This is a genomic window from Sinorhizobium sp. B11, assembly GCA_039725955.1.
Classification (GTDB): Bacteria; Pseudomonadota; Alphaproteobacteria; order Rhizobiales; family Rhizobiaceae; genus Rhizobium.
This window is the reverse complement of the sequence record CP091033.1, coordinates 1,807,826-1,819,867: the sequence shown is the minus strand read 5'-3', so window position 1 is coordinate 1,819,867 and position 12,042 is coordinate 1,807,826. Positions and strand designations below refer to the sequence as shown.

The following is a 12,042-nucleotide window of genomic DNA, read 5'->3' as shown; positions in this document are numbered from 1 at the left end:
CGCTGCCGCGACGCTACCGCTGAATTGAAAGGAATTATCGAATGCATTTCGTTGTTCATTGCCTAGACCATGAGGGCGCCGTCGAAAAACGACTGGCGAACTATGATGCCCACAAGGCGTATCTTTCGACGGGCAAAACCAAGACCGTGATCTCCGGGCCGCTGCTGGCCGACGACAACGAAACCATGATCGGCTCCCTGTTCGTTTTCGAGGCGGACACCAAGGAAGAGATCGTCGATTTCAACAGAGCCGACCCGTTCACCAAGGCCGGCGTATGGAAAACAGTCAATATCCATCCCTTCAACAAGCGGGTGGATAATCGATGACCATTCGCGAGGAAAAACCCGTCATCGCAGCGCTTGTTGGTCTTGGCTGGTGGGGGCGGAAGATGGCCGCCCTCGTCAGCGCCGGCGGGGCCGGAATGCACTTCACCCATGGCGTCGATCCGAATCCCGATGCATCCGCTTTCGCTGCTGAGATGGGGTTGCAGTATTCTCAGGACATGGCGGACGCGCTTGCAGATCCGTCCGTCGAGGCTGTCGTGCTGGCAACGCCGCACTCGCTGCATCGTGAGCAGATCGCGCGCGTCGTTGCTGCAGGCAAGCACGTCTTCTGCGAGAAGCCCCTCGACCTTACCAAGGCGGGTGCGGAAGCGTCGGTGGCGCTTTGCAAAGAGGCTGGCCTGGTGCTTGGGATGGGGCACGAGCGCCGGTTTGAAACGCCGATTGCAAGGATCCTTGAAGCAGCAAGCTCCGGCAAGCTGGGGCGCCTTCTGCAGATCGAAGCCAACTTCAGCCATGACAAGTTTCTCGGTCTCGACCCTTCGAACTGGCGCTTGAAGGCAGACCAGGCTCCCGCCGGAGGCATGACGGCGACTGGTATTCACCTTACCGACCTCGCTGTGAAGCTGATGGGGCCTGCCAAGGACGTGCGCGTCGTGTGCGAGAACCTTGCCTCGTCTATTCCGCAAGGCGACACGATGAGCGCCCATATTCGCTTCTCCGGCGGTGGTACGGCCTACATATCGGCAACGCTTGCGACGCCGTTCATTTCCCGCTTCGCGGTATTCGGCACCGAGGGATGGATCGAAGTCCGCGACAAGGCTCACGTCGAGGCGCCGGATGGGTGGGTCGTCACCGAGGGGTGGAAGAACAAGCCGATCACGGTTCAGGAACTGCCGCCCGCTGAACCAGTTCGTGACAATCTACGGGCCTTCGCCTCCGCTGTGAGAGGTGAGGGCTCATATCCGATCACCGGGGAAGACCTGATGAACAACATTGCCCTGCTGGAAGCAATCGTACGTGCCGCCAACACTGGCTTGTTGGAACAGATTTAAGGAGGAGGATGATGAAAGCTCTGATTTTCGAAGCTCCGGAACGGCCGGTTATCGCCGATGTCGGGATGCCGGATCTGTCGCCCAACGAGGTACTCGTCCACACCAAGGCGGTTGGGATCTGCCATTCGGATTACGAGCTCCTCGCTGGCCGCTACATCATCCCGATCTCCTACCCGGTGACGCCCGGACATGAATGGAGCGGGGAGATCGTGGAAGTCGGCCGAAACGTGAAGGGATTCAAGAAAGGCGAGCGCGTCGTGGGCGAATGCGTCGTCCGCACGCCCGATCGTCTCCATCATTTCGGTTTCTCCATGAGCGGAGCCGACCGTGAGTATTTCGCCGTCAATCCTGAATGGCTCCACAAGCTTCCTGATGCCGTCGACAACAAGAAGGCGGCGCTGATCGAGCCCTTCACATGTGGCTACTATGCGGTGATGAGGTCTGGTGGCACGAACGCAAGCGAGACGGTCGTCGTGTCGGGCGGTGGCACCATTGGCTTGGTTTCGGCCGCAGCAGCGATCGGCATGGGGGCGAGGGTCATCGTGGTCGATCCTCTGGCAACACGCCGCGAGGTCGCCAAGCGCCTCGGCGCCGACGAAGCTATCGATCCTTCTGACGGCGGCGCCGCAGACAGGATTCGTGAGCTGACCGGGGGGCACGGCGCAGACCTCGTGATCGAGGCGTCAGGCCATGATGCATCTCTCGCTGCGGCCTTCGATTACGCCCGCGAGGAAGGAAGGATGTCCATGGTTGGCATCAACATCGGACGCAAGGTGCCGGTGACGATCGGTCAGATCCAGATGAAGAACCTGACGGTGCGCGGCTGCATCGGTTCTCCCGGTGTGTGGCCTGCTGCAATTCGCTTCCTTGAGCGCACGGGGATCGACTTGTCGCCCATCCAAACCCACGACTACGCTCTCACCGACGCCGTGGAGGCGTTTTCATTCGGACAGGATCCGACGAAGAGCATCAAGATCACACTGGTGAACGGATAAGAGATGACCAAGAAGGCACTCATCGTAGGCGCGACCGGCATCACCGGAAGCAATCTTGCGGAAAACCTCCTGGCGAGCGGTGACTGGACCGTGGCAGGCCTGTCACGTTCGCAAAGCAAGCTTCCCGGCGTGCGGACGCTGAGTTGCGATCTCGTTGACGGTCAATCGGTAAAAGCTGCTCTCGCGGAAGAACGCCCCAGCCACGTATTCATCACGGCCTGGTCACGCCAGGATACCGAAGTGGAGAACTGCAGAGTGAACGGCGCTATCGTTCGCAACGTGCTCGATGCCGTTTCCGGCCGAGGCGTTGAACACGTTGCGCTTACCACGGGCACCAAACATTATCTCGGACCGTTCGAATCCTACGCGAAGACCAAGCCGGAAACCCCGTTCAGAGAGGAGCAGGAGCGCCTTCCTGGAGAGAATTTCTACTATGTCCAGGAAGACGAGATTTTCACTGCGTCCGCGAGGGACGGTTTCACCTGGTCCGTGCATCGTCCTCACACCCTTATCGGCTATGCGGTCGGCAATGCCATGAACATGGCGGCGACACTGGCCGTCTACGCTTCCATCTGCCGTGAAACCGGTAGACCTTTCATCTTCCCAGGATCACCGGAGCAATGGGAAGCGGCGACAGACGTCACTGATGCCCGGCTCCTGGCAAAACACCTCAAATGGGCGGCAACCACCAGCGCGGCGGCTAATCTCGCCTTCAACGTCGTCAATGGCGAGGTGTTTCGATGGAAGTGGCTGTGGCCACGTCTTGCTGCCTATTTCGGTCTTGAAGCCGGCGCCTATCCAGGGAGCCCGACCCCGCTCGAAGAGCAGATGCGTGAGGTCGGTCCGATATGGGACGAGATGGTGGCGAAATACGCGCTGGAACCAAATGCTCTTACCCGCGTGGCATCGTTCTGGCATTCGGACGCAGATCTCGGGCGCCAGATCGAGACGTTCAACGATATGGGCCGCAGCCGGGACCTGGGATTCCTTGAATATCAAGACACAACCCGGTCTTTCACGGATGCCTTCGATCGTTTGCGGTTGGACCGCATCATTCCCTAGATGTCTCGAGGACTGGACATGGCCAAAAGCATAACCGCGATCACCTCGACGGCTGGTTTCTTTACCGAAGATAATTCCGTCGAGGCAGTGAACGCCCGAATGGGCAAAGATATAAGTCCCCGGCTTAAGGAGGTCATGTCCTGCCTTGTGAAGCACCTTCACAGCTTCGCCCGTGAAATCGAGCTGACGCAAGCGGAATGGGAGTTCGGGATCGATTTCCTGACCCGCACCGGGCAGATGTGCACGCGGGAACGACAGGAGTTCATCCTTCTTTCCGATACGCTTGGAATGTCCATGCTGGTCGATGCGATCAACAATAGACGCCCAGTTGGTGCGACGGAAAACACGGTCTTCGGACCTTTCCATGTGGACGGGTGCCCGATCCGCAAGATGGGTGAACAGATTTGCCTCGACGGCAAGGGCGAAAGCTGCCTCTTCATTGGACGGGTGGTCGATCTGGAAGGCAATCCGGTTTCGGGTGCCCGGATCGACGTATGGTCGGACAACGCGGACGGATATTACGACGTCCAGCAGCCCGACATCCAGCCGAAGTGGAATAACCGGGGTGTATTCATCACCGCTGCCGACGGCCAGTACAGCTTCGTTGGGATCAAGCCGGTTTCATATCCTATCCCGGACGATGGTCCTGTCGGACAGATGCTCTCAAGCCTCGGCCGCCACCCGTTTCGTCCCGCGCACATGCATTACATGGTGCGAGCGGATGGCTTTCAGAAGCTGGTCACCCACACGTTCGTTGGCGGCGATCCGTATTTGGAATCCGACACGGTTTTCGGCGTGAAGCAGACGCTCGTCGCGCCCTTCACGAAGGTGGAGGATGGCGAGACGCTCTGGCGGTCCGACTTCGACTTCGTGCTCGTGCAGCAGACCGATAGGAGATGAGGGTGGAACGGTTCCTTTATAAAGGAAATCCCGCCAGGGTGGTTTTTGGCCAAGGCACGATCGCTAGCCTTCCTGAGGAAGCAGACAGGCTGAAGGCCCGCCGCATCCTAGTGCTCTCGACGCCAGAGCAGGCGTCGCAGGCGGCAGACATTGCCAAGAGCCTGGGAGCGCGCGTCGTTGCGACCTTTTCCAAAGCGCAGATGCATACGCCTGTCGAGGTAACGGCCGACGGGATGAAGACTGTGGAACGCCACGATATCGACGCGCTCCTTTCAGTTGGTGGCGGGTCCACGACTGGACTGGGCAAGGCCATTGCCTTGCGAACCGACCTCCCACAGATCGTCGTCCCGACTACGTATGCTGGCTCTGAGGCGACGCCCATCCTCGGCGAGACCGATGGTGGGCGCAAGGTCACCAGGTCAGATCCGCGGATACTCCCAGAGGTCATCGTCTATGATGTCGATCTTACCCTGACCTTGCCCGTGCCGTTGTCGGTGACGAGCGGGATCAATGCCGTCGCCCATGCGGTCGAGGCGCTCTACGCCAAGGAGGCAAATCCCGTCGTCTCTCTGATGGCAGAGGAAGGGATCGGTGCCATCGTGCGCGCGCTTCCTCGCATACATGCCGACAAAGGGGACGTCGAAGGACGCTCTTCAGCTTTGTACGGCGCTTGGCTCTGCGGCGTGTGCCTCGGATCCGTAGGAATGGCTCTGCATCACAAGCTCTGCCATACGCTCGGTGGCATGTTCAATCTACCGCATGCGCAGTTGCATACAGCAGTCTTGCCTCATGCTGTGGCCTACAATGCGTCTGCTACGTCGGCTGCGATGGAGAGGCTAAGCCGCGCACTGGCCGCGCCTGATCCTGCGATGGCACTTCATAAACTTGCAAAAGGTCTGGGCGCCGAGATGTCGTTACGAGATCTAGGCATGCCCGACGGCAGTATCGAAGCGGCGGCAGATCAGGCTCTTAGTAACGCCTATTGGAATCCAAGAGCACTCGATCGCAAAGCCCTTGTTCAACTACTGGAACGCGCCTTCCGCGGAGATGAGCCGAAGCTCGGATGATGTCAGAAGGCAACGCGGAGGCGGGATAATACTGGAACATCCGAAATGGATAATTCCCTTGTTTTCTTCCTGCACCATCAGGCTACCATCGATAATACGAAATCAAATATCGTCGGTATTGTGAGGAATCGCCGATAATTTGGGAGGTGGAGAAATGCTCGCAGTCCGTTTCGCGATATCGGATCCGAACAAGGACTCCCTGCGCGAAATCTACCTCGAAGAACACAAGCGGCACCTGCGATCGAAAGAAGTTTCGATCATCCAATCCGGGCCGATATTAAACGAGGGCGGATCAGGCGAGGGCGGGGTAGTCGTTGCCGACGTCGGATCTCTCGAAGAAATGCGTCGTTTCAGCTCGGCGGACCCCTTTGTTGTCCACGGCATCTACCGCGATGTTGCGATCTACGAGTGGCGCCCCACGATTGGAGGTCGTGGCTAGGCTCGCTCGCGAACGGGATTGATCTGCTGATTTTCTAAGGAGGAGAGAAAATGAAAGCGGTGACAGCTATTACCTTGAATGACATTCTCGATTGGATTGCAGAGGCGGGAAGCATCTGTAGCGGCATCCTCGTAGAGTATCGCGAGCTGCGTGACGGGGAAGCTGATGCCTACCGTCTACGAAATCGACTCCATGATCGGGACAGGTTTTTGCAGTCTCGCGCGAACTGACCGCGCTCTGATCTGACCACTCCTTCTTTTTCCAAACCCAACCGACCAGGCCCGGATTTATGCCGCGAGCCCGCCGGGAAGACAGTGCCCTTTTGAGCGAAAGAAAGCTTGATGCCAAACGCTTCGCCCATCGCCGACATCGGACTTCCCAAGGAGACAACTTTGAGGATTCCCTTCACGCGAAATTTCGTCACGGTCGTTTTCTCGACGCTCGTGCTCGTAGTCCTGTGTGCTTTGTTTGCTCCGAGCAGTCTTTCGAGCGGCGCTCTCTCGGGAAGCCTTCCGTTTGCTGCAATCATAGCCATCGTCGGCCTAGGCCAACTCCTCGTCGTGCAGCAGGGTGGTTTCGATCTGTCTCTCCCCGGCGCCGTGTCGTTATCCGTGGTCATCGCCACGCACTATCCCCAGCAGGACGACGGGTTGCTTTTCCAGGCCGTGCTTCTTTCTGCCGGACTGTGTGTCGCGGCGGGCATTCTCAACGGCGCCTTGGTGAGCTTCTTCAGGCTGAATGCAATCATTGCGACGATCGGCACCAACGCCCTTTTTTACAGTGCAGTTTTCGCGGTGTCGGGCGGCGTGCCATCCATCACCACCAATCTTCTGGCCGAGATCGCAGGCGGCGAGACGTTGGGATTGCCGAACTCGGTGCTCTTCGCACTTGGCGCTATGGCTGTCGTCTCGTTCGCGCTCAAGAAGACCGTGGCCGGTCGCAGGTTCGAGGCGATCGGTGCCAATCCCCTGGCTGGCAAGGCCGCTGGCTTGAACGTGCGCCTCCATCAGATGATGGCCTACATCTATGCTCAGCTTCTTTACTGCCTGGCCGGGACGCTCATCGCGGGAATAACACGTGAGCCGACCGCTTTTCAGGGCGATAGCCTGCTGCTGCCGTCGGTTGCCGTCGTGGTGTTAGGCGGAACATCGCTGCTCGGGGGACGGGGCTTCCCAGTCTCGACGGTTATCGCAGCATTTTTCCTAAATCACCTGAGCCTGTTCGCGCTGACGATCGGCGTGCCCTTTTCAGCTCAGACAATCATCCAGGCACTCGCTCTGGGCTTCGGTATCGCGGTTTATTCGATCCGTTGGTCGATGAACCAAGGTGGGAAAACTTCAGCAACAAAAGTGGAGGACGCAAAATGAAATATAGGGAACTTGCAACTTATCTCGGACTGGCAGTGACGACCGCGCTCAGCGGGATTGCGATTGCGGGAGCGGCTCAGGCCGAAACGCCGTCCTGGTGCGGGCCAAAGAAGGCGACACTTGCTTTGCTCGACGGCTATGGCGGCAACAGTTGGCGCCAGGTCACGACCGCTTCCGGCAAGCAGACGGTTGAGCTGTGCCCCAGCATAACCAAGTACGAATACGCCGACGGCCAAGGCGATACCATGAAGTCCATTTCGGATATCAAGAGCATGGCCGCAAAGGGTTTGGATGCCCTGGTCGTTTTCGGTGATGCAGGACCTGCCGTTCTGCCAGCCCTCACGAGCGTCTTCAAATCCGGAAAGGTCGTCGTTCCCTATCGCGTGGCCGTTGGTGGCGCCGATGGAAAGAACTACTCGAAGTTCGTTGGCGCATCGTTCGAGAACGATGGCGAGAGCTGGGGCAACTGGATCAAGACGATTTTGCCCAAGGGAGGCAATCTGCTGTTCTTGAGCGGTCCAGCCGGAAACAGCCAAGGCCTCGACGAGCTGAAGGGTCTGAAGAAGGTGCTCGGTCCCGAATATGTTTTCGTGAACCAGGCGCCTTTCGCAGTCACGAACTGGGATCCGGCGCTGACGCAAAAGGTGCTCACGGCAGAAATCGCGAAGAACCCGAAGATCGACGTTATCATTTCCGACTTCGGACCTTCGCTGGTTGGTGCGCTTCCGCTGTTCGAAAAGCAGGGCAAGTCGGTACCGGCCCTTGCTACGTCTGACGGCAACTCCTTGGGCTGCTTCTGGCAGGAGAACAAGGACAAGAACCCCGACTTCAAGTTGTTCACCGTTGCCACTGGCAACGACAATGTCAGGTTGGCGGTCCAATGGGCCGTGGCTTTGGCGACGGGCGGAACGCCACCGAAGGACGAGGTGTTCAAGGCGCCGGGTTTCGAGGACTCCGTTTCGGGGAAGCCGAACCCAGTCCAGTGCCGGAAGGAGTTGCCCGGCGCGATTTACCTATCGTCTGAGCTTCCTGCGGAAGAGCAAGCCAAGGCTGTTGGAAAATAGCCAATCGTCTTGAGGCCTGCTCGGAGCGAGTACTTTGAGCAGGTCATCCTTTGGAATTGGATCGTGGACCATGGCAGCAGTTGAAATGAACGCATACGAGACACTTTCACCGGCGACTACCGAAGAGACGATCCGGCTGGCCGGAATATCGAAGTACTTCGCTGCGATCCCGGCGCTGCGCGACATCAATGTCGACTTCAAGCCGGGCGAGGTCCACGCCATCCTGGGTGAAAACGGTGCAGGTAAGTCCACGCTGATGAACATCATCGCTGGTACGCTGCAACCCACCGAAGGCGAGATCATCTTCGAGGGACAGCAGGTCCCGCAGATGTCGCCCGACATGGCGGCTTCTCTTGGAATTGCCATATGCTTCCAGCATCCGGCCATCCTGAACGATCTCTCGATCTTGGAGAACCTTAGTGTAGCTCTGCCCGCTTCGGTGCTGCGAAATCGTTCGACGCGAGATTTGGCTCAGCAGACCTTGAGATCGGTTTGTCTCGACCTGCCTTTGAACATGCGATCTGGTCATATGACGGTGGCCCAGAAGCATCTGCTTGAGATCGGTAAAGCAATTGCCGTGAACCCCAAGCTCTTGATCCTCGACGAGCCTACTGCCTCGTTGGATCAGGAGGCAACTGAGATGCTGTTCGGTCTCATTCGGACCGCGGCCAAGAACGGCACTGCTGTCATCTACATCACTCATCGACTGGCAGAGATCCGGCAGATCGCTGACCGCGTCACGGTTATGCGCGACGGACGCATCCGCGGTGCAGCCAGAGTCAGCGAGATCACCGACGGCGAGCTGGTCAATATGATCGTCGGCCGCACCCTCGAAGCGGCTTTCCCACCGAAGTCTGAAGCTGGCGATCTTTCGCCTGTTTTCAAGGTCGAGGAACTGAGCGGCGATGGGTTCAGCAATGTCAGCTTCAGCGTAGCGCGCGGACAAATCCTCGGTGTTGCTGGTGTTTCGGGGAACGGTCAATCTGAGCTGATGCGCGCTCTGGCAGGCCTGCATCAGACGCGGGGCGCCGCAATCTTGCATGGGCGTCAACTCGGTCAGAAGGAGCTTCTGGACGAAGCAGCCTTCATGCCCTCCGATCGCCATCTTGAAGGTGTGGCAAACGGACTGACAGTTCGTGAGAACGCAACGTTCTCGGCCCTCGAAAAATTCGCGACCGGCGGGATTTTGAGCAAGACTGCTGAACATCAGAAGGTCAGGTCGATCTTCGGTGATCTCGCGGTCAAGACGCCGGGCCTTGAGGCGTCGATCCAAGCATTGTCTGGCGGCAATCAGCAGAAGGTCGTGATGGCGCGCGCCCTTTTGTCCGAGCCCGGCATCGTGATCGCCGATGAGCCCACGCAGGGCGTGGATGTCGGGGCACGTTTCGAGATTTATCGTATTCTCAGGAGCGTCTCCAAGGCAGGAACGCCCGTTATCGTCAATTCTTCCGACGCGGTCGAGTTAGAAGGCATTTGCGACAAGGTCATCGTGATGTCGCGAGGGCAGGTGGTCGAAACTCTTGTAGGGCAGGAGATCACCGAGGAGCGGATCGTTGCCGCAGCCGTCCGGTCCGAGGCGCATGACATCGGGCATGGAAGCTCTGGGAGCCCGCAGAGCATGTCGCGCCTGAGGCATTTCATGGAATCGGACATCGCGCCTGTGGTTCCACTGGCCCTCGTGACGATTTTGCTCGGCCTCTTCGTCAACAGCCAGAACGACAACTTCTTGTCGGCCTACAACATTTCGAACATTCTTCTGCTCGCGACCGCTCTGGGTTTCATAGCCATGGGCCAGACGATAGCGCTTCTGATGGGTGGGATAGATCTGTCCGTCGGGCCGCTTGCCGGCTTCCTTGTTGTGATCGCCTCATTCTTCGTGAATGAAGACATGTCTGCGGGGGTGATGGCCTCAGGGTTCCTGTTGATGGCCGTCGGTGCATTCATAACGGGAGCGATCAATGGCATTCTCATCCGGTTTGCCAACTTCACGCCGATCGCGGCAACCCTTGCGATGTATATAGCGATCCAAGGCCTGAGCTTCCTACTCCGCGAGAACCCTGACGGTTACATCAACGCCACCGTCACTGATTGGGTGAATTGGCAGATTGGCCCGTTCCCGGTGGCTTTCCTCGTGTTGGTGGGCATCACGTTGCTCGGGGAATACGCATTGCGTCGGTCCAGAGCCGGCAGGCGCCTCCGCGCTGTGGGTTCCAACGAGGACTCCGCACGCAGGGTAGGCATCCGGGTCGACCTGACCTATGTCGGAGGCTACATCCTGTGCTCCATGCTCACGTGCCTGGGTGCGGTCATGCTGATGACGCAGATTGGCGTCGGGGATCCGCGACAAGGCGTGGCCTACACGTTGTCCAGCATCACCGCCGTCGTTCTCGGAGGAACCAGCCTGGCAGGCGGGCGAGGGACGTTCGTAGGCACCATCATGGGCGCGGTATTGCTGACTGAGGTTCTCAGTGCGGTGACGTTTCTTAGCCTCACGCAGACCTACCAGTACCTCTTTCAAGGGGCGCTCATCGTGATCGCGGCTCTCATCTACTCTGCCGCCCGCCGCCGGTCCGCATAACGCAGGAAGCACCAATGCGATCGTCTTCGTGTTCGCCGGACGGGCACGGGTTGGAACCAATCGGTTGTCTCGGGAGAAATGAAATGGCAAACAAAGTTCGCGGCATGCACCACATCGGGATCACCGTGCCGGACATCAAGGAAGGCATTTCGTTTTTCAAAGCGGTGTTTGGCGCCGTCGAGGTGTTTCGCACTGGACCCTTCGATGTCGATCAGGACTTCATGGAAAACAAGCTCGGAGCTGCGAGGCATTCCAAAATCCGTGACCTCGTGTTCCTCCGCTGCGGCAATGGGACCAGCGTTGAGCTTTTCGAATACGAAGGGGAGAGCGTGTCGCCGCCCAAACGATCATCTGAAGTGGGCGGCATGCATCTCTGCTTCGAAGTCGACGATGTCGACGCGGCCGCTGACAGGCTGCGTGATCAAGGCGTGGAGCTGCTCGATGGTCCCAACCTGGTAGATGCAGGGCCGTTGGCCGGGTTCAACTGGATCTACTTCCGTGCGCCATGGGGCCTCATTCTGGAGGTCGCGAGTTTCACTAGACTCGGTTATGAGGATACTTCCTCCGAACGCCTTTGGCGATCCGATGATACACTGAGCGCTGAGCCGTGAATTCTCATTGATATTCATGGATGACCTAGATCGCAGGTTCGCGTTCTTTCAAGAGCCGCAGCTTTTGTCCGCTTTCGGCCCGAAGCGGTCATCGCCGCAACAAAGTCGACGACAGAAATTCGGCGGCACTCTGGTGAGCTTTGTCAGCGTTCCGCGTCCCTGATCTCAGGAAAAAGTCGTGTGCGCCGCCCTCAAAAACATCAAGGCTAGCAGGCTTGCCAAGCTGTTGGGCCTTCCGTTGCAACTCCTGCCCAATAGACAAAGGAAATGTCCGGTCTGCACTTCCCCAGCGATGTCAGCCGGTGCACAACCCTATCTTGCCGCCCTCGACGGGAATGAAAACCGCCCCTCCGACTTCGAGCGCAAGGCGCAACTGCGCTGCGGTAGCGCGATGGACATCATGCCGGCCACCTTCAAAGTCTCTGATGGTGCTGCGCGATACGCCTGCGCGTTCGGCAAGGTCCGTTTGTGTCCAGTCCAGGAGACCGCGTGCAGCGCGGCACAGCTCCGGTGTCAAAATCGTTGTCCCGCTTGCTTGACCCATCGCTTAGAGTCGCCCATATTGGTTGATATAAGCCATATAGAGCAACAAAGCCCCGATTGCTAGACGGCAGTTGAACTGT

12 protein-coding genes are annotated in these 12,042 nt (G+C 58.4%); 11 read left to right on the top strand and 1 reads right to left on the bottom strand.

Annotated elements, in window-relative coordinates:
- Positions 1-41: 41 nt before the first annotated feature.
- From LVY75_08240 to LVY75_08190, 11 genes are all read left to right on the top strand, one after another.
- Positions 42-326 (top strand): YciI family protein, encoded by a 285-nt coding sequence (locus LVY75_08240; protein ID XAZ20116.1) that lies wholly within the window; start codon positions 42-44, stop codon positions 324-326.
- Complete coding sequence (locus LVY75_08235; GenBank protein XAZ20115.1) at positions 323-1,336, top strand: Gfo/Idh/MocA family oxidoreductase; 1,014 nt, start codon at positions 323-325, stop codon at positions 1,334-1,336. The genes LVY75_08240 and LVY75_08235 overlap by 4 nt, the downstream gene beginning before the upstream one ends.
- 11 nt (positions 1,337-1,347) lie before the next feature.
- Positions 1,348-2,331: a zinc-binding dehydrogenase gene (locus LVY75_08230; GenBank protein XAZ20114.1), complete on the top strand. Its 984-nt coding sequence runs from the start codon at positions 1,348-1,350 to the stop codon at positions 2,329-2,331.
- A 3-nt stretch (positions 2,332-2,334) separates the two neighbouring features.
- Positions 2,335-3,393 (top strand): SDR family oxidoreductase, encoded by a 1,059-nt coding sequence (locus LVY75_08225; GenBank protein XAZ20113.1) that lies wholly within the window; start codon positions 2,335-2,337, stop codon positions 3,391-3,393.
- Between the two features lie 18 nt (positions 3,394-3,411).
- Positions 3,412-4,293 (top strand): intradiol ring-cleavage dioxygenase, encoded by an 882-nt coding sequence (locus LVY75_08220; protein XAZ20112.1) that lies wholly within the window; start codon positions 3,412-3,414, stop codon positions 4,291-4,293.
- The gene (locus tag LVY75_08215) at positions 4,290-5,360 is read left to right on the top strand and encodes a maleylacetate reductase (protein XAZ20111.1); all 1,071 of its coding nucleotides are present in this window, start codon (positions 4,290-4,292) and stop codon (positions 5,358-5,360) included. The genes LVY75_08220 and LVY75_08215 overlap by 4 nt, the downstream gene beginning before the upstream one ends.
- Positions 5,361-5,514: 154 nt before the next feature.
- On the top strand, positions 5,515-5,799 hold the full coding sequence (locus tag LVY75_08210) for a YciI family protein (protein XAZ20110.1): 285 nt from the start codon (positions 5,515-5,517) through the stop codon (positions 5,797-5,799).
- A gap of 341 nt (positions 5,800-6,140) precedes the next feature.
- Positions 6,141-7,166 (top strand): ABC transporter permease, encoded by a 1,026-nt coding sequence (locus tag LVY75_08205; GenBank protein ID XAZ20109.1) that lies wholly within the window; start codon positions 6,141-6,143, stop codon positions 7,164-7,166.
- Positions 7,163-8,230, top strand: a complete 1,068-nt coding sequence (locus LVY75_08200; GenBank protein ID XAZ20108.1) for a substrate-binding domain-containing protein — start codon at positions 7,163-7,165, stop codon at positions 8,228-8,230. Before LVY75_08205 ends, LVY75_08200 begins: the two co-directional genes overlap by 4 nt.
- A 70-nt stretch (positions 8,231-8,300) precedes the next feature.
- The gene (locus tag LVY75_08195; protein XAZ20107.1) at positions 8,301-10,808 is read left to right on the top strand and encodes an ATP-binding cassette domain-containing protein; all 2,508 of its coding nucleotides are present in this window, start codon (positions 8,301-8,303) and stop codon (positions 10,806-10,808) included.
- Between the two features lie 83 nt (positions 10,809-10,891).
- Positions 10,892-11,419 carry a VOC family protein gene (locus LVY75_08190; GenBank protein XAZ20106.1) on the top strand — a complete coding sequence of 176 codons (528 nt, stop codon included), beginning with the start codon at positions 10,892-10,894 and terminating at the stop codon, positions 11,417-11,419.
- Between the two features lie 295 nt (positions 11,420-11,714).
- Here the strand turns inward: LVY75_08190 and LVY75_08185 are convergent, their stop codons facing one another.
- Positions 11,715-11,963: a helix-turn-helix domain-containing protein gene (locus LVY75_08185; protein XAZ20105.1), complete on the bottom strand. Its 249-nt coding sequence runs from the start codon at positions 11,961-11,963 to the stop codon at positions 11,715-11,717.
- Between the last annotated feature and the right edge of the window lie 79 nt (positions 11,964-12,042).